General features: G+C 60.8%; 17 protein-coding genes and 4 pseudogenes. 11 read left to right on the top strand and 10 right to left on the bottom strand.

Features of this window, described 5'->3' with window-relative positions:
* A pseudogene (locus NKG99_RS28965) lies at positions 1–573 on the top strand (zinc-binding dehydrogenase); the annotation flags it as partial.
* A gap of 40 nt (positions 574–613) precedes the next feature.
* Here NKG99_RS28965 and NKG99_RS28970 read toward each other — a convergent pair.
* The 3 genes from NKG99_RS28970 to NKG99_RS28980 form a co-directional block, all read right to left on the bottom strand.
* Positions 614–1,033 carry a GlcG/HbpS family heme-binding protein gene (locus tag NKG99_RS28970; protein ID WP_352872548.1) on the bottom strand — a complete coding sequence of 140 codons (420 nt, stop codon included), beginning with the start codon at positions 1,031–1,033 and terminating at the stop codon, positions 614–616.
* A gap of 38 nt (positions 1,034–1,071) precedes the next feature.
* The gene (locus NKG99_RS28975; protein ID WP_352872549.1) at positions 1,072–2,112 is read right to left on the bottom strand and encodes a LacI family DNA-binding transcriptional regulator; all 1,041 of its coding nucleotides are present in this window, start codon (positions 2,110–2,112) and stop codon (positions 1,072–1,074) included.
* 470 nt (positions 2,113–2,582) lie between these two features.
* Positions 2,583–2,945 (bottom strand): helix-turn-helix domain-containing protein, encoded by a 363-nt coding sequence (locus tag NKG99_RS28980; protein ID WP_352872550.1) that lies wholly within the window; start codon positions 2,943–2,945, stop codon positions 2,583–2,585.
* A gap of 214 nt (positions 2,946–3,159) precedes the next feature.
* On the opposite strand from NKG99_RS28980, the gene NKG99_RS28985 reads away from it, so the two are divergent.
* Together NKG99_RS28985 and NKG99_RS28990 are read left to right on the top strand one after the other, a co-directional pair.
* Positions 3,160–3,651, top strand: coding sequence for an ATP-dependent DNA ligase (locus tag NKG99_RS28985; RefSeq protein WP_352872551.1), 492 nt, complete (start codon positions 3,160–3,162; stop codon positions 3,649–3,651).
* A 32-nt stretch (positions 3,652–3,683) separates the two neighbouring features.
* Positions 3,684–3,833, top strand: a complete 150-nt coding sequence (locus tag NKG99_RS28990; RefSeq protein WP_352872552.1) for a hypothetical protein — start codon at positions 3,684–3,686, stop codon at positions 3,831–3,833.
* Positions 3,834–4,196: 363 nt separating this feature from the next.
* On the opposite strand, the gene NKG99_RS28995 is transcribed toward NKG99_RS28990, so the two are convergent.
* The 4 genes from NKG99_RS28995 to NKG99_RS29010 form a co-directional block, all read right to left on the bottom strand.
* Positions 4,197–4,388, bottom strand: coding sequence for a hypothetical protein (locus NKG99_RS28995; protein ID WP_352872553.1), 192 nt, complete (start codon positions 4,386–4,388; stop codon positions 4,197–4,199).
* 182 nt (positions 4,389–4,570) lie between these two features.
* Entirely contained in the window at positions 4,571–4,897 is a 327-nt protein-coding gene (ligD, locus tag NKG99_RS29000) for a non-homologous end-joining DNA ligase LigD (protein ID WP_352872554.1), read from the bottom strand.
* Positions 4,898–5,264: 367 nt separating this feature from the next.
* Entirely contained in the window at positions 5,265–6,281 is a 1,017-nt protein-coding gene (gene ligD, locus NKG99_RS29005) for a non-homologous end-joining DNA ligase (RefSeq protein ID WP_352872555.1), read from the bottom strand.
* Between the two features lie 384 nt (positions 6,282–6,665).
* Entirely contained in the window at positions 6,666–9,155 is a 2,490-nt protein-coding gene (locus tag NKG99_RS29010) for an ATP-binding protein (protein WP_352872557.1), read from the bottom strand.
* On the opposite strand from NKG99_RS29010, the pseudogene NKG99_RS29015 reads away from it, so the two are divergent.
* The 7 genes and pseudogenes from NKG99_RS29015 to NKG99_RS29040 form a co-directional block, all read left to right on the top strand.
* A pseudogene (locus tag NKG99_RS29015) lies at positions 9,146–9,460 on the top strand (alpha/beta hydrolase); the annotation flags it as partial. The gene NKG99_RS29010 and the pseudogene NKG99_RS29015 sit on opposite strands and share 10 nt — an antisense overlap.
* 24 nt (positions 9,461–9,484) lie before the next feature.
* Positions 9,485–9,991 (top strand): cytochrome P460 family protein, encoded by a 507-nt coding sequence (locus NKG99_RS29020; RefSeq protein WP_352872559.1) that lies wholly within the window; start codon positions 9,485–9,487, stop codon positions 9,989–9,991.
* Between the two features lie 65 nt (positions 9,992–10,056).
* Positions 10,057–10,254, top strand: a pseudogene (locus NKG99_RS36040) (SDR family NAD(P)-dependent oxidoreductase); the annotation flags it as partial.
* A gap of 248 nt (positions 10,255–10,502) precedes the next feature.
* The gene (locus NKG99_RS29025) at positions 10,503–11,276 is read left to right on the top strand and encodes an alpha/beta fold hydrolase (RefSeq protein WP_352872560.1); all 774 of its coding nucleotides are present in this window, start codon (positions 10,503–10,505) and stop codon (positions 11,274–11,276) included.
* A 15-nt stretch (positions 11,277–11,291) separates the two neighbouring features.
* Positions 11,292–11,454 (top strand): annotated as a pseudogene (locus tag NKG99_RS29030) (SAM-dependent methyltransferase); the annotation flags it as partial.
* A 111-nt stretch (positions 11,455–11,565) separates the two neighbouring features.
* A complete protein-coding gene (locus NKG99_RS29035) occupies positions 11,566–11,937 on the top strand; it encodes a nuclear transport factor 2 family protein (protein WP_352872561.1) in 372 nt (123 codons plus the stop codon).
* Positions 11,938–12,377: 440 nt separating this feature from the next.
* Positions 12,378–14,270: an ABC transporter ATP-binding protein gene (locus NKG99_RS29040; RefSeq protein ID WP_352872563.1), complete on the top strand. Its 1,893-nt coding sequence runs from the start codon at positions 12,378–12,380 to the stop codon at positions 14,268–14,270.
* 353 nt (positions 14,271–14,623) lie between these two features.
* Here the strand turns inward: NKG99_RS29040 and NKG99_RS29045 are convergent, their stop codons facing one another.
* The 3 genes from NKG99_RS29045 to NKG99_RS29055 all read right to left on the bottom strand — a co-directional run bounded on the left by NKG99_RS29045 (position 14,624) and on the right by NKG99_RS29055 (position 16,115).
* On the bottom strand, positions 14,624–15,136 hold the full coding sequence (locus tag NKG99_RS29045; protein WP_352872564.1) for a DEAD/DEAH box helicase family protein: 513 nt from the start codon (positions 15,134–15,136) through the stop codon (positions 14,624–14,626).
* 143 nt (positions 15,137–15,279) lie between these two features.
* Positions 15,280–15,666 (bottom strand): hypothetical protein, encoded by a 387-nt coding sequence (locus NKG99_RS29050; RefSeq protein ID WP_352872597.1) that lies wholly within the window; start codon positions 15,664–15,666, stop codon positions 15,280–15,282.
* A gap of 236 nt (positions 15,667–15,902) precedes the next feature.
* The gene (locus NKG99_RS29055; protein ID WP_352872566.1) at positions 15,903–16,115 is read right to left on the bottom strand and encodes a hypothetical protein; all 213 of its coding nucleotides are present in this window, start codon (positions 16,113–16,115) and stop codon (positions 15,903–15,905) included.
* 567 nt (positions 16,116–16,682) lie between these two features.
* Between NKG99_RS29055 and NKG99_RS29060 the strand changes: the two genes are divergently transcribed.
* The gene (locus NKG99_RS29060; protein WP_352872567.1) at positions 16,683–17,711 is read left to right on the top strand and encodes an ABC transporter substrate-binding protein; all 1,029 of its coding nucleotides are present in this window, start codon (positions 16,683–16,685) and stop codon (positions 17,709–17,711) included.
* The last annotated feature ends 51 nt before the right edge of the window (positions 17,712–17,762 follow it).

The following is a 17,762-nucleotide window of genomic DNA, read 5'->3' on the forward strand; positions in this document are numbered from 1 at the left end:
TCGGCGGTGAGGGGGCTGGCCCTCAACCGCGCGGGCGCGCGGGTCGGCACGGGGGCCGGGGTCCCGGGTGGCGGGCCTAGGGGGGCGTTTTGAATTCCCCCCGCGCGCGCCCCGGGCGGGCGCGAGATCGTCGCCACCGATGTCATGGACGGCGTGCTGGCGAAGGCGCTTGAGATCGGCGCCGACCGCGCGATCAATGTCGCAACGAACAGCGAAAAGCTCGCCGCCTATAATGTCGATAAAGGTACCTTCGACGTGATGTTCGAGGCCTCCGGCAACGAGCGCGCCGTGCGGGCCGGCCTCGATGTTTTGAAGCCGCGCGGTGTGCTGGTGCAGCTCGGCCTCGGCGGCGACGTGTCCCTGCCGCAAAACCTCATCGTCGCCAAGGAGATAGAGATGCGCGGGAGCTTCCGCTTTCACGAGGAGTTCGCGCTCGCCGTCGACCTGATCAACAGCCGTCGGGTAGATGTCAAACCGCTGCTGACCGGCGTCTACCCCCTCGACCAAGCGGTTGCGGCTTTCGAGATCGCTGGAGACCGCAGCAAATCCATCAAGGTCCAGATCGCGTTCTGAAGATCCTTTGGTTGCACCGGAGGCGCATCGGCAGATTGCCTTAAATGACGTCGGCGCCGATCGCCGCCAGCGCGGCGCGTGCCACGTCGGAATCCTGCTCGCCGGTTCCCGAGCCGACACCGATGCCACCCGCCAGGCGTCCGCCGAAGCGGATCGGCAAGCCGCCAGGCAAATTGGTCACACCGCCCTGTGAGGCGATCGCGGCCGAGAGCGCCGCCTCGAACGCCATGCCGCCGGTGGCAGCATTGATTGACGCCGCCGTGCGCGCCTTTGCCTGCGCCGTGCGCAGGCTCAAGAAACGTGCGCCGTCCATACGCAGGCTGGCGAGGGTCTCACCGCTCGCATCGACGACCACAAGACATTGCGGCACGCCCATCGTGACGGCGCGCGTGGCTCCGGCAGCGACGGCTTTCAAGGCGCCGTCATATGTGAGACTGATGGTCTCTCGAAACATCACCATTGGAGCCGCCTTCGCCGTCTCAGATTTTGATGCAGGGCTCAGGTGCTTTCGCGCTCGACGACGCGATAGCCTGTGAGGACGATTTCCTGTTGGTGCTGCTTCTCGCCGCCGCGGATGATCTGGATAAGCCTGCGGGCAGCCTGTCGCCCGATGCCATAGCAGTCCACGTTCACGGTGGTGATGCCGGGATGGCAGAAGGCGGCAACCTCATAGTCGCCAAAGCCGGCAATGGCGATGTCCTGCGGGACCCGCATTCCACGACGCTTGCATTCCATCAGCGCACCAAACGCCGAGAGATCCGAAACGCATAGCACTGCTTCGGTGTCCGGCCAGCGTTCCAGCATGCTGACAACCGCCTGGCCGCCTTGTTCGATGGAGATCGGTGGCACGCCAAAGGAAACGAGGCGGCCGGTCGGCAGGCCGAGTTCTTCGATAGCTCGAATGAAGCCTTCGCGCCGCTGACTGCCGCGTGTGTCGCGCGAGGTCGTGCCACCGATGTAACCGAATTTATGATAACCCTTCTTGGCGAGCGTCTTGACGAGAAGGCCCATGGCCTCTTCGTTGGAGAATCCGACCACCTGATCGATGGGCTTCGCGGGCAGCTCCCAGGTTTCGACTACAGGGACGCCAGCGTTTTTAAGAAGCCGACGGGCGCGCTCCGTATGGGCGCCGCCAGTCAGAATGATGCCTTCCGGCCGCCGACGGAGCATCGCTTCGATTAGCTTTTCCTCCTTCTCGACCGTATAGTCGGTGTAGCCGAGCAGAAGCTGGAGCCCCGTGCTCTCGAGTTCATCTGTAATGCCGCGCGCCGTATCGGCGAAGTTGGAATTGTTGAGTGACGGAACCATCGCGGCGACAAATCCAGTCTTGCGCGAGGAAAGGCTGCCGGCTGACTGATCAAGCACATAGCCGAGGTCGTTGACCGCGACCATGATCTTTTCCCGCGTCGCCTTGGAAACGCGACCCCCTTCCTTCAGGGCCCGCGAGACCGTCATGGTCGACACGCCCGCCCGCAGCGCCACGTCGACCATCGTCGGGGCGTAGCTCTCGCCCGGTCTCGATGAGGCTGCCTTGGCCATCAGCGCTCTCCACCGGCCGGCCGCGTCGATCTGACCGAGGCAAGCGCCAGACACTCAGTTACGAGGTTTATCTGGCGTCCTGCCGCGTTCATGAGCCACCTCTTAGAATCGGATCGAGTTCGATATGTTATCGATATCACCGAGAGCTGGCAACAACCAGGTCGTCAGGTCCGCCTTTGGTTCCGGTTCGTGGAAACTTCTCCCAATTCCAGATCGCGGTGCGGTGCAACTCAAGAACCTCGCCGATCCGGTCCGAGTTTATTCGCTGCAAGTCGGAATCCCCGCTCAGGCGAAGCCCGCGCCGCCCCCGGCGGTACCCAGACAGAAGAAAGAAGTTCGTCCACCTGCCATCCAAATTCGATCTCAGCGAAGCGACCGAGAAATTCCCGGCGGCGTCGAAGGTCGATAGATCAGGTCGGCGTACTGGTATGCGGACATGCGACCGCTGTCCCTATCACTGACTCGAGAAATTAGTTGCGATCGACAGGCTTCTGCCAAATGCGGCCTACCTCGTTGAGCCGATCACGCCGGACATCATCTTCAGAGAGATTGGCGAGCGACGGCCCTTCAGAGGTAAAGACCACACCTGCGGCTTCCAATGCTCGTCGCATGCGAGTGAGGTTGCCGGCGCGCGGAACTCTGTTGCCATTCTCAAACTCGCGGATGGTGTCTGCGCTCACATCGGACCTGCCGCCTAGTCGCACACGGGACCAGTTCAAGAGGGCTCGTGCTGCTCGCGACTGCTCTGCTGTGAGGATTTGCAAAACGACCCTTCTCGCTACTGACTTCCCGCAGAACAGCGTGACGGACCGAAGGTTCCGATAGAATTTCATCAACTGCTAATGGAACGGCAACTCCGAGTTTTATGGCCTCTATCGCGTTGGGAGGTAGCCATGCCTTCGGTGAGATTGCGAGACTTAAGTCCTGTGCTGAACGGCAAAGGTCCCAAGCGCGAAACATTTGGCTCGGTCACTCATTACGGGGCTGCCGGCGAACATCTGTCCCTTCATCGTCGGTTGATGAGCGCCCGTCCTTGTAGCACGCCTAGTGGCGGCTGCTCATCATCGGGAGGTTGGACATGGGAAGCCGCCGGTCAGCGACGACTGGATCCACAAAATCAAGTATGACGGCTTTCGCACCCAGATGGTGCTCGATTGGGCCGGCGGTCGCGCTTTTACCAAGATGGGGCACGATTGGTCCAAGCGCTATTGGCCGATCGTCACGGCGCTGGAAAAGCTCAAGGCGAAATCACTGATCCTCGACGGCGAGATGATCGCGCCCGAGGAGGGCGAGGATTTGCGCCCGCGGCCGGCGATCGAGCGCAAAGCGATCCTGTGGGATCTGATCAAGCCGGCTGACGGCATTATCCAATACAGCCAGCATGTCGAGGGCGGCGGTGCGGAGTTCTTCGAGGCGGCCGAGAAGATGGGTCTCGAGGGCATGGTTTCGAAACAGTACCGCAAGGGCGTATTGATGCTGGCCGCTGCCTTGTTGCTTGCATCGGCTGCGTTCGCGATCTGGTGGGCCATCTTTCGATGAGCACGCGCCGGGTCAACTTTCTGGACAAATGGATGGCAGAACATCTTCCAAACGCCATCACCGACGATCCTGTGGCCATCAGCGACCTTGCAGACGAGGCGATAAAGGCGGCCGACAGAGAAGGGATTCCCGCCGACGAAATCAACGAAGAAGTCTTGAGCGTGCTCGAGGTCATTTTTTGATGCCATGCAGCATCGCGGCAGCATCGCGCCGACGGCTTGGCAGGCTGATGGGCACGGCAGGGAAAAGCCGGCGGACGTCGTCTTAGGGAAGGCGTCGCCGGCAAGTGGCAGGCAGTTGGGCGGGGTGGGCGGTAGCCTGCCAATTCATTCGCGCCGGCACTATGATCTCAACTGACCTGCTTAGCTAGTGGTAAATTAGCGCGGCCCATCTGGTCTCAGATTGCCGGGACAAAGTGCCCGAGAACTCCTCCCCGGCCATGCGGCCCGACACCCTTTTGACAGAGGGAATGCCAACAAGGCGCCGGGCCTAGCCGACGAGCTGTCTGCGGAATCGCCCGCCGTCATGCGCTGGTCGGTCACGCCCTACAGCCGGACGAACTCGTCGAGCTGCAGGCGTATTCGCTGCCCTTCCGCGAAGGCTAGGGCGAGCGATTCCAGTTCGAATGACCGGGTTAGTTCCTGGTCTTCCCCGACCACCCGGACGAACCATTCGCCACAGGCTTCGACCACTTCGATGCAAGGATGCCTCTTGCCGTTTGGTATGTCACTATCCATCGCATTGCCTCCCGCAACATGAGGACAATCGCGAATTTATATGATGCGACGGTCCTCGCATCGATTTTTGCCATGGCTTCAGCCAAACGAGGCCGATCTCCGCAGGTTCCAATCAGGCAAGGCCATGAGCGCCGCGTTGCCCTTTGAAACCCTGGCTTTACTGCCTCTTCCCGTGTCGGATGCTACAGATCGGGCAAGGATTGGTCAGCGCGACCCCATCCCGCCAGAGCTTTGGAGGCTGCGCGTTTCTTTAATTCAGGGGCATCGCCCACATGGAAATGAGAGGGCGCATCTATTGTCTTCATCTCCGCCCACGTGATCGGTGCCGCGACAGGAGCGCCCGGACGTGATCTTGCGCTGTAGGGCATGATCGCGGTCGCCCCGCGCTGATTGCGTAGATAGTCCACAAAGATGCGACCCTTGCGGCGCGCCTTTGACAACACGGCTGTGAAATGCGCGGGATCGCTCTGGGCAACCGCTTGCGCCAGGCGAGACGCGAAGTCCTTCACCTCTGGCCACTCGGCGTCAGGGGTGAGTGGCGCGATGACGGCCGCTTGATCGGATCATCGCCGCCGGCGCCCTCACCAAGATCCCGGGGATCGGCGACGCGATCGCAGACATCGTGACCAAGCTTTACCATACCGGCACGCACCCAAGCCTTGAGAAGCTGCGCGAGGATGTTCCAGCGGGCGCTTCCTTGGGTCGGCAGCCGGCCGATCAGTCTGGTTCGATGCCTTGAGACGGAACGTCATGCAGCCGATCTCGCCGCGTCTGCGATAACCGCCATCGCGATAAGTAACCGTGAACGCGTCATCTATCCGGAGTCCAACATCACCAAGGGACAGCTCGCCGACCATTACGCAGCGGTCGCGGCGATCATGCTAGCACGACCGCCTCCGGCTTCTTGTCTTCGCGGAGACCAAGGTAGCTCGGATGTCGTAACGTCCCTTCATTTGTCATTTCGGTGAAGGCAATCTCAGCGACCAGCTTCGGACGGAGCCAGTGTGCGCCGCGCACTTCGGCGCGTGGTGCGTCGACGGTCGCTGCCTTCTGCTCAAGCGGCGCCATGATCTTCAAGAGACGAAGAAGTTCAGCGGTATCGAAGCCGGTGCCGACTTTGCCGGCGTAACGCAGCTTGCCGCCGTCATGAACGCCAAGGATCAAGGACCGAAACGCTCGGACCTTGTCCGACGGCGTCCAGCCGACAATCACAAATTCCTGCCGCCTGACGCATTTGATCTTCAGCCAGCTTGCGCCCCGGGACGCCACATAACTCGAATCCGCAAGCTTTGAGATGACGCCCTCAAGACCGGCTGCGCAGAAGCGATCGAGCAGCTCTTCTCCGCGGCCGACGATATGGTCGGAGTAACGAAGGACCGGATTTTTCGCTGGCAAGATCGCCTCCAGCTTCGCCTTGCGCTCAAGAAGAGAAAGCCTTGTCAGATCCTCGCCGTCGAGTTGCAGCAGATCGAACGCATAAAAGTCGATAGTCGTTGGGGCACCCTTCAATGCATTCTGAAGCGCCTGGAAGTTAGATCTTCCTTCCGCATCGACAACCACTGCCTCGCCGTCAATCAGGGCGGAGCGTACCTTCAGCTTGCGAGCCTCGGAGAGGATCGAGGGAAACCGGCTAGACCAGTCCAGACCAGATCGAGTGTAGGCTCGCGCCTCGCCACCGCCGACGGCAACGAGAATACGATAGCCGTCGTATTTCATCTCATGGATCCAACGATCGCCGGCAGGGACCGTGTCCACGAGCGTTGCAAGCTGCAACGGCCGGAAAGCGGGCGGCGCTAAAGTGACCTCGTCACGAGCGGGCGACTTCGCTTGACTAGCGCTCGACCCATTGATTGCCTTACGCGACGTCGGCTTGACCACTCTGACCTGAGCCATACTCAGACACGAAATAGCGTTATCAGCGTCCAACGCGCGACCAATGCTTTAGTTTCGCTGCAGGCCGTATTGCTTTTCGCGATCATTGCCGATCCGCTTGATTAGCGCCGCGGCCTTAAGGCCTGTGCTTCCTGCCTCCGGCCCTTCCAACTTCCCGATTTGCGCGCACTGCTCACTGCCAATAATCAAGAGCAGGAACGCGCGCCCCTTCTGCCATCGGCTTTAGAAGCCCGACATTCCGGTTCCTGCCCCCTAAACGGCCTGTCAACTTTGCGCCCAATTCTCTGCCGTTGGTTGCAGCTTGGTGCTTCCTGAAAGCAGACACGTCCCGGCGACCACGCTGGAGTGTAGTCGCGCTGAAAGCGGCTTGGCAGCCAAGCTGTGCTAGTTCAGCGTTGCCAGCAAGCGTGCGGCCGCCTGGAGATCTGCTGTCTGCAGGCCCTCCCTGAATTGCTCGAAAATCGGGTGGAGAAGGGCCCGAGCGTCCTTGTGTCGTCCACGAGCGGCCCACAGAGAAGCAAGATCGACTGCTGTTCGCAACTCCCATGCTCGTGCCCCCTGATGATCGCTAAGTTGAAGTGACCGCCGATAACAGAGTTCTGCTTCTTCGGCGGCGCCAGGTTGCAAAGCTGCAAGAACAAGGTTGCCTTTTACGCGCAGCAGCTCCGGCAAATAGCAAAGATCGCCGTTTGCATCGACCTGCCTGATCGTCTCCTCAATCAGGGAGAGCGCTTCCGCTGACCGGCCCGTCGTGGCGAGGCCCTGAGCGAAGGAGGTGTTGAGCGATGTGGTGAGCATTTCATAGGGGGCGGCGTGGAGCTCGGCGAGTGAGTATCGAAAACTTTCGACACCGTCGCTCGCATTGCCCTGACGGGTGGCAATCTCCCCTCTGAAACCTCGCCCCAGCGCGAGATAAGGCCCGAGGGAATGAAATTCGGCCCGGGAGAAAAGCCGTTCGATGTGTTCTTCCGCGCTCTTCGTGTCTCCGACCCACAGGAACAGCGAAACCGCCCAGACAAGTGCGATGGAGAGCGTCAGAGGATGGTCTAGAATCTCCGCTTCCCCGATCGTCATCAGCGCGCGCGCCACTGCCCGATCGGGATGGCCTTGCAGCCAGAGTGTCCTTGCCAGGATCGCACCGGCGAGAATCCTGCCGTCGAAGCCGAGATAATTCGTCGTGGTTTGGTTGGAACGCGGCCCGTGCCGCAATGCTGTTTCGAGCGCGGTCCGGGCCCGATCGAGTTCTCCGCTGAGGTGAAGTGAAATCCCCATCAGGGAATGCGCCAAAGTGGTGGAGACATGGTCCTCCAGGGTTTCGGCGATGACGGAACAGCGTTCCGCATAGTGCAGCGCGGTTCTGAATTCTCCCGTACGCATATGGAACATCTGCATCGGACCTAGAATCCGAAGCTGGTCGAATGCGTCGCCACGCCGATCGGCAATGGCGAGACTTCTGTCCAAAGCCACGCGCGCCGCATCTCTTCCACCGCGCGTGAACATCAGCGAAACGCCGAGCGCTGCCTGAAGATGCATCTCGTCCAATCCGCCGCTGGTGGTATCGTCGAGGGCAAGCATCGCCCGCGACGCCCAGCGATGACATTCGGTGAGCAAGGACATCGACAAAAAGAACGGCGCCGCGGCCGCAGCCAGCCGGACACCCAATTGCGTATCGCCGTCAGGTCCGAAACACCAATCCAGAGCCACTCTCACATTGGCCAGGCCAGCGAGGTGAAGCGACCGTTGCGTGGCGGTTGCCAAGCTCGGCCACTCGGCTCCCGTTTGCTCCAGCCAGTGCAGGTAATGGGTCGCGTGACGTGCGGCCAGGGTCGCGAGCTCAGTCTTGTCGGCATTGAGCTGAAGGGCGTAAGCCCGGGTCGTGTCGAGCAGGCGATAGCGCATCGTTGCCCCGGCAGGCCTGACCGCTACCATCGACCGGGCGACCAGGCTGTCTATGGCGCCAAACACGAGATCGTCATCGACGTTTGCGCTTGTCACGACCTCGAGGACCGCATCGATCGAGAAATGGCCGACGAAGACCGCAAGCCGACGAAGCAGATGGCGTTCGAACTCGGACAAGAGCCCGTAGCTCCAGTCCAAGGTGGCCTGGAGGGTCTTCTGCCTCGGCGGCGCGGTCCGTTGTCCCGGCCACGATAGTGTTAGCCGCGCGCCGAGAAGTTCGGCGGTTTTTTGCAGGCCGTAGCTGGCAACCCGCGCAGCCGCCAGCTCGATCGCGAGCGGCAGACCGTCGAGCTTACGGCAAATGTCGGCAATGATGGCTGCATCCGCGTCTTCAACCTCAAGGCGAGCGCCGCTGGCTGCAGCGCGTTCCAGAAACAGCTGGGTCGCCGGGTAGCTGTTCACCAGGGTCACGGTGAGGTCCGGATCGTCCGGCGCGCATGCAAGCGGCGCCAGCCTGTGGACGTGCTCGCCTTCGACCTGAAGGGGCTCCCGGCTCGTTGCCAGCAGGTGGACTTGCGGCGCAGCGGCGAAGATGCGCCCCGCCAGGTCCGCCGCCGCGTCGATGACATGCTCGCAAGTATCGAGGATCAGGAGGATCCGACTGTCCGCCAGATAGGCTGTCAGACTGGACGCCGGGTCGTCGGATCGGAGAGAAAGCCCTAGCATCGAGGCTATAGTCGTCGCAATCAGGCTCGGATCGCTCAGCGCCCCGAGATCGATGAAATGCACGGCGCCCGCGAATGCTTCGACCAGGTCATGACCCACCGCCACGGCAACGGTGGTCTTGCCGACACCGCCGGCGCCGACGATCGTAACGAAACGCGCGCCGGCCAATTGCGTTGAGAGGGCGGCGGCATCATCGGTCCGGCCCACCATCCGGATCAGGCGGCTTGGCAGATTGGCCCGCGGATGCATTCGACAATCCAGACCACGTCGCCATCTCGATCCACAACTATCGTTGGCGGCTCGGCCTGGCGGCAGGCGAACCCAGATATGATGCCTTGGAAAAGAAGCTGGCGGCGTTTCCGGAGATCGGGGTGCCGACGGTGACCATGGAAGGCGACGCGAACGGCGCGCCGCATCCCAATCCAGCGACCTACGCCATGAAGTTCTCCGGCAAATACGAACATCGGCTGATCTCGGGCGGCATTGGCCACAACCTGCCGCAGGAGGCCCCGCAGGCCTTTGCGCAGGCGGTCATGGACGTCGACAAGTTCTGACGGCCAGTCAAGCGGAGCTTTCCGATGAAACCTATCTACCTCGTACCGTGCGTGTTTGCGATCCTTGCGTCATCTGCGGCTGTGGCCGTTACAAATGAAGATGCGAAGCCGCGGGCTTCATCGCCGATCTATGGCGTCACGATCCCCGATGGATATCGGCAATGGGAACTGGTCGCGCCGGCCGAGGAAGCAGAGCCCCTGAACGAGCTTAGAGCGGTCCTCGGCAACGTCGTGGCGATCAAGGCATACCGCGACGGAACGTTGCCGTTCCCTGACGGGACCGTTCTCGCAAAGCTTGCTTGGAAGCATATCCAGTCGCCCGAATTCGAATCCGCCTCCGTTCCCGGCGCCGCCACGACCGTCCAGATCATGGTCAAGGATTCGAAGAAATACGCCGCCACCGGCGGATGGGGATTCGGCAGGTTTGTCGATGGCAAACCGGCCGACGAGACCCAGCATCGAACCTGCTTCGCCTGTCATGAGGCGCGCGTCCAGGGACTTGACTACGTCTTTACGCGGTACGCGCCTTAACGGGCTCACTGGAGTCCGGCCCGAACGCCCCTGCGGGGTTAGGCAACCTATGGAAGGAGACAGCCATGTCCCAAAGATGGCTTATCACTGGAAGTTCGCGCGGCATCGGCCGTGCCTTGTCGGAAGCGGTCCTGACCCCCGGCGTCGTCTGGTGGCGACCGCACGCGTGCCCGCGCATATGGCCGAGCGCGGAGCGCTACGGCAACGCCGTCCGAACGGCCGCACTCGACGTCACAGACCCGGCCGCGGCACAGACAGCTATCCTGCGGCTCTCGCCGCGTTGGATCGTGCGCCTGCCGCTCGGAAGCGATGCTGTGAAGATCATCGGGCAGGCCGACACCGCGAGGCTGGAGGAGCTTGAGAGATGGCGCGAGTTGAGCGCGTCCACGGATTTTCCACCGACAGGCAACGCCGCCCAGGTCCAGTTCAAGGAGACTCCGGAACATCTCCGTTCCTCGCCTGCGTCAATCACGATAAAGCCGCACCAATCAAGATCATCGAAAGGATATGTATGATGAAGAAATTACTTGCAGGGCTGGCGATCGCCGCAACGATATTCGGCAGTGCGCATGCGCAGTCCGAGAAGCCCACCGTCGTTCTGGTTCATGGCGCCTTTGCCGACACCTCGAGCTGGAACCGTGTCATCGAAATCCTCGAGAAGGATGGTTATCCCGTCGTAGCCGTCGCCAATCCCTTGCGGGGCGTCAGGAATGACGCCAAGTATGTTGCCGATATCCTTTCTGGCATTGGATCACCCGTCGTCCTGGTGGGGCATTCCTATGGCGGGTCGATCATCAGCGAAGCCGCCAACAGCGATGCCAACGTCAAGGCGCTGGTCTATGTAGCTGCGTTTGCACCGGAAGCTGGCGAAACAGCTGCCGGGCTGTCCGGCAAGTTTCCCGGCAGCACGCTCGGTCCCACCCTTGCTCCACCGGTTTCGCTTTCAGGCGGCGGCAAGGATCTCTACATCCAGCAGGACAAGTTCCACGATCAGTTCGCAGCGGATGTCTCCGATGCCGAGGCGAAGCTGATGGCCGCGACGCAGCGGCCCATCACCGAAGCGGCGTTGAACGAGCCCCAGACCGCGCCGGCGTGGAAGACAATGCCAACGTGGTTCATCTATGGCGACAAGGACAGGAACATCCCCCCGCAGGCTTTCGCATTCATGGCCGCGCGGGCGCACTCGCGACAGACCGTCGTGGTCAAGAGTGCCTCGCATGTAGTGATGGTATCGAACCCCGAACCCGTCGCAAGGCTGATCGAGAGTGCAGCCGCGGCAAAGTAGCCGGTGCGCCCGCCGGAGGGCGGCTTTCCTGAAGGCAACGTCAAGGTCCACGGCTGGGGCAACAAGGCCTGCACCAGGACCATATCGGTGGCCCGTGCGCGCCTACGGCCTGTGGCGGGATCTCAGCAACGACGAGGAATACCCGCTGATGGTCTGGGCGTTCGCCAAGAAGGGTTGAGTGGCGGAAGCTGCGCTTCATCGCGGTCGTGGCCAGGGGGGCTTGAAAGCTTGGACACTTGACCGGGTCCGCCGCCAATGACCTACTTCGAATTCGAGGAGGCGTTGGCGAATGGACATTCGAGCGACACTGACGGAGATATGCGAAGCCTTCAACGCGCACGATCTTGATCGCATCATGGCGTTCTTCGCCGACGACTGCGTTCTGGAGATGCCGAGGGGACCCGAGCCCTGGGGAACTCGTTGCGAGGGCAAGCGCAGCGTAAGAGACGCGCTGGCGACGCGCTTTGAAGGCTTGCCCGATGTCTATTACGGCAAGGCTGAGCATTTTGCGGACGAGGCTGCCGACACCGGCATGTCGAAATGGGCCCTCACCGGCACCACCCGTGAGGGCACGAGAAGGGAAGTCCAAGGTTGTGACTTCTACACGTTTCGCGACGGAAAGGTGATCCGCAAGGACTCATACTGGAAGATCGTGGAGTAGGAGTTGGCATTCCTGTCTGATCTTTTCGTCGCCCCAAATCCCACCACTAAGTGGGACTACGCGATGCGCCTTGCCGCTCTCTTCTACGAGATGCCAATCAAGCGCGGAAGACATTCGAAGCCGCTGCCAGGAAAGATGTTCCTCCCTCATGGTTGGGTCTCCTGGACCAAGCCCGACTTTACTCCATGTCCGGCACGTCGCCACCAAGGTTGTCAGCTCGCCATATTCACCCACCGAGGGGCTAGCTTGAGCTGACCTTCGCGTTGTGGCCGCGTCCGCGGACAGCCGATGCCGGACCGCTTTGGTTATGGAAAGGGTTGATTTTCGATGGAGCGCATTGCACATTTCGCCCCGTCGCAGGCGTCCGAACGGGGAGAGCACGATGAGAGCGTTCATGTCCAACAAGAATGGAGCTGATCACAAACAGGACATGAAGCGTAATGCAAACACGACTCCGCAGCGCCGCCTTGCAAGCAGGCACGCCCCGTAGCGACCGGAAACCCTGGCTGCCGAGTGCAGCGAATATCGGCCCAACGGCTGAAATCGATTCAACTGATAACCCGCTTCCCAGAACGCGACCTACTCGCAGCAAGCCGTATTCGCGTGCCAGGAAGTTCCTGTCCTATTACAGGCCGCATCTGCCGCTGCTGGCGGCCGATCTCGCCTGCGCGCTGCTGGTTTCGGTGACAGCGCTCTTCCTGCCTCTCTGCGCCAGCTACGTCACCAAACATCTGGTCCAGCTTCCCGGCGCACCGGAAGCCCTCAATCAGATCTATTTGATGGGCGGGGCCATGCTCGCCCTGCTGGCGGTGGAAGTGCTCGGCAGCCTGTTCGTCGACTATCAGGGCCACGTCATGGGCGCGAAGATCGAGAGCGCGCTGCGTAAGGAGCTGTTCGAACACTGCCAAAAGCTCGCGTTCAGCTTTTACGATCGCCAGCGGGTCGGCCAGTTGATGAGCCGCATGACCAACGACTCATTTTCGTTGGGCGAGCTCTTCCATCACGGGCCTGAGGATATGGCGATCGCGGTTTTCAAATTCGCGGGCGCAATTCTCCTCCTGGCCTATATCGACCTGCCGCTCACCTTGCTTATCCTCGGGGCTACGCCCTTTGCAGTGTTCTACGCGTTGCATTTCAACCGCCGCATGAACCGGGCGCTAAGGCTCAGCAAGGAGCGGATCGCGGCGGTCAATGAACGCATCGAGGATTCGCTTGCCGGTATCCGCGTTGTCCAATCCTTTGCCAATGAGGACCTCGAGATCCGCCGCTTCGACGAGGAGAATGCCCGTTTTCTTCAGAGCCGTAGGGAAGGCTACAGGAGCGAGGCCTTCTTCTCGGTCGGGAACACGACCTTCGCACAGCTTATCACGGTCGCCGTCATCGTCATGGGCGCCGTCAGGGTCGTCAATGCCGAGCTCGGCGTTGCGGATATGATGACCTTCCTTCTGTGCGTCGCGGTGCTCGTCGATCCCGTCAAACGCCTGGCAAATTTCGTGCGGCTCTGGCAGGAGGGTTACACCGGCTTCAGTCGGGCGATGGAGATCTTGGAGGTGGAGCCGGAGATCGTGGATCGGTCGGCTGCCTCCGACATCTCCCGCCCGCGCGGCGCCCTGGCGTTTCGCGATGTCGGCTTCCGTTACGAAGAGGACGGGCCACATGTTCTCAAAGAACTGTCCCTCGATATTGCTCCCGGCGAGTTCGTGGCCCTCGTCGGCGCCTCCGGCGTCGGCAAGAGCACCTTATGCGCGCTGATCCCGCGCTTTTATGAGGTGAGTGAAGGCGCGATCCTGATCGACGGTGCCGACATCCGCGACATCGGCTTGAAGTCGCTGCGGCAAAGCATCGGTGTCGTGCAGCAGGACGTCTATCTGTTCGCCGGTACGGTGGCGGAAAACCTCCGCTACGGGCGGCCGGATGCGTCGGAAGCCGAAATCATCGCGGCGGCAAAGGCGGCCAACGCTCACGATTTCATCATGGCGCTCCCGAATGGCTACGCCACGGATATCGGACAGCGCGGTGTGAAACTGTCCGGGGGCCAGAAGCAGCGCCTAACCATCGCCCGCGCGTTCCTCAAGGATCCAGCAATCCTGATCTTCGACGAGGCTACGAGCGCGCTTGACAATGAAAGTGAGCGGGCCGTCCAGGCCGCATTACTCGACCTTGCCGAAGGGCGGACGACGATCGTCATCGCCCATCGGCTTTCGACCGTTCGCAATACGGACCGGATCCTGGTGCTGACCGAACAGGGGATCACAGAACAGGGGACCCATGAAGCTCTCATCGTTGCCGAAGGAGCCTATGCCCACCTCTACAAGGCGCAGGCCAGCATCTAATCGGCGTGCGCATGGAGGAGCGCGAAAGAACGACCCCGCCGCGGACTTCCGCTAGCCCATAGATCTGGTCCAGCCGAACGAACATAATCTTGCGGCAGGTTGCGGAGCGGCCACCACCCAAGTCGACGCACTCGATGCGCGCCTTGACGTTGAGGTTGAGGGTCTTGATGGCATGGACATCCCATGCAGGCTGATTTCGGCGGCAGCGGATAGTCGTGCATCTTGAGCCAAGCGATGCAATCGGTCCGGCTCTTGCGTATCTCGATCAGCGAGAAGCGCTTGACATGCCAGGCTTCGAAGCTGGCTTGTCGTGGATGGTCGAGCCCCATCCCATTCGCAACACTTTCAAGGCCTTAGGCCAGCCGAACAAGGATATCGTCGACGACACTCGGGACGGTGCCGGCCGTGTCGATATTGATCCCGACGGGAAGGTATTCGCGGGTCCCATGATAGCGGAGTACCAACGCACGCTCGTCTGGCTCGAAACCCGGCTCCGCTGGCCGTCCATCCAGACGTCGGTTCAGCGTCTCGACATCTATTTCGAGCACGAAAATCTTGTCGAATAGGTGCAGGAACTTATGGAAGTTACGGGAGCCGCCGCAGAAGAAGGTGACTCGGTGGGTGGTGTCGGCGACCAAGGATCGGACCTTGTCGACAGGCCAAATCCAGTGCGCGTAACTCCAGGCGATGCGGTCCGCGACGCCTTCAGGTGGTCCGGCCAGTGCCTGGCCTGTCTCGGGGTCGCCGACATAGGCCAAGACCCGGTCACCATGAATGACGTGGTAGCCGCGCCGTTCCAGCTCGGTAGCGACAGACGTTTTTCCAGTGCCGGATCCGCCTTCGATCAGATAGTTCCTGATGCCCATGGGCGCCGTTTACCACGGCTTTCAATTCGGTGAGAAGAGACTCTACTGCGGACGCTTCACCAACGAATTCACCTAATCAGAGGCAGCTTGGTGTCGGAGACGTCACCGCCTCCTTGCCGTCGCGCCGGCGAAGCGGCGCTCAGCTAGAAACAGGCGAAGTGATTGGAGCTCCGAAGCTTGGCTAGCAGGATGATGGCCGCTCCGCGGGGGTCAACCTTCGCTTGCTCACTCAGCGGAGACGCATACCAGGCAGCCAATTCTGCCACCAAAACAGCGATGTCCCCGTTTACCGATGCGCATTTAAGTTGTCCGTTCTTCGCCATCACGATTATTGCTGTGCCCGTGACGCCATACCCAATCGCGGCCATCCGCTGAACGCAGCTATCGCCGTCGACACGAACGTCGAAAAGAACCGATCCTGCGGTTTTCTCCGCAGCGTCAGCCACACGATCACAGAACGGCCGATGCAGGCCTTCGATGTTGCCAAGTGACTGCTCAAACAACGCCAATTCAACATGTTCCGCCACCATCGCCACGAAAATGCGCGTCGGCTGGCACAATCGGCAATAGGCCAGGTCTGATTATCCCCACACCAACCGCCCTCCCGATTCGTTCCACGTTGCCTCTTCATGCAACTTTCGAAGCACAAATCATGAACAAGGGATGACGGGGCATTCGGTTCAAATTCGCCGCTAACGTCGGCTTCGCGCCCAATGTCCGGCCGCAATAGATCAGTTTGCGACTTCCCGAAAGCAGACCTTCGTCCTTAATGCCCTTTACGATTCGGATCGCGGCGCTGAAGATCAGATGGGTCCGCGAGAGGTGGTCGACGCGCAATAGCAATGGTCTCGTAAGGTGCCACGTACGCCATCTCAAAGGCTCCGCCCAGAACCTTGGTCATCGCAAACAGTGCGGCACCGATGCCTAGTTTGGGGAGCAGTCTTGAATGGGTGACTAGGTGGGTGGCGATATCGGCCATGGCGTCCTCCTGTAGCCATGAGCATCGCCTAGGTTGACGCACGGGTCCTTGGCGCGAACCTGAAAAATCCTGAACAACACTGAAGTTCGCTTTCGCCGTGGCTTCAGCTAAGCTGCAGTACTCGGACGCGACAACTGTCGAATGGACATCCACTTCGGACCTTACCAGATGAAACGCGCGGAACGGCAATTGCTCGGCCCGGGCGGGCCGATAGAGCTTCCATCGCGTTGCTTCGATATCCTTGGCGCGTTGCTGAAAACGCCGGAATCGGTGGTCGGTAAGCTCGAACTCTTCGACAGCGAATGGTGGTGGGGGACAATACCCTGCAGGTACAAATGTCTGCGCTGCGCAAGGCGCTTGCTGGCGCCCGGGTGCTCGAATTGCATCCCACGTTTCGCTACAGCCGCCAGTGAGCAGGCGGCCTCAGTAAGATGGAAACTGTGAGTTATGCGCAGCGCCATCTATGGAAAGCGCTGCAACTCGGTCAGGCGGGTGCTAGCTTCCAACTTGTATTTTCCGCCTATCTGGGTTTCATAAGTCGGCAAATAACTTAGGGAGGAATTCAACATGATAAAAAGGGCAATTCTCGGCGCCGGTATCCTTGCCGCCGGCATGTGGAGCGCGTCGTCATCGGCGTCCGCCGAAAGCCTGACCATGTATTGCGGCGTCGACGAGGTCTGGTGCCAGCAGACGGCGCGGGCCTTCGAGGAAAAGACCGGCATCACCGTCGACATGACCCGCAAGAGCGCCGGCGAAATCTACGCGCAGCTGCGCGCCGAGGCGGCCAATCCCAAGGGTGACATCTGGTGGGGCGGCACCGGTGACCCGCACCTACAGGCGGCCGAGGAGGGTCTGACCGAGGAGTACAAATCACCCCTGATCGATCAGTTGCAGCCCTGGGCGATCAAGCAGGCGGAAACATCCGGCCACCGCACGGTCGGCATCTACTCCGGCGCACTGGGCTTCGGCTATAACAAGGATCTGCTCGTCAAGAACAATCTGCCCGAGCCGAAATGCTGGGCCGATCTGATCAAGCCGGAATACAAGGGACAGATTCAGGTCGCCAACCCGAATTCCTCAGGTACAGCCTACAACATGCTGGCGACGATCGTCCAGCTGTTCGGCGAGGAGAAGGGCTTCGAGTACTTGAAAGCCCTGCACAAGAACGTCAACCAATACACCAAGTCGGGCTCGGCGCCGATCAAGGCCGCCGGGCTTGGTGAAACCACGATCGGCATCGTCTTCATCCACGACGCCGTGTCGCAGGTCGTTGCCGGCTTCCCGATCGTTCCGGTCACCCCTTGCGAGGGAACCGGCTACGAGATCGGCTCGGAATCGATCATCAAGGGCGCCCGCAACATGGAAGCCGCGAAAAAATTCTACGACTGGGCGCTCGAGGCCGATGTCCAGTCTAAGGCGCAGGATGCGGGGTCATTCCAGGTTCCGTCGAACAAGGCGGCAAAAACCTCCGACAAGGCGCCTGACCTCTCTGCCATCAAGCTGATCGACTACGACTTCAAGAAGTATGGGTCGAGCGAAGAGCGCAAGCGCCTGCTGAAAAAGTGGGACGAGGAGGTCGCGTCGCTGCCGCAATAGCAGATGCGCTTTCGTCAAACCCGCTGGCCCCTTGAACCGACCGCCGTCCTT

It is taken from the genome of Mesorhizobium sp. M1409, assembly GCF_040317535.1.
In the GTDB taxonomy this organism is placed as follows: domain Bacteria; phylum Pseudomonadota; class Alphaproteobacteria; order Rhizobiales; family Rhizobiaceae; genus Mesorhizobium.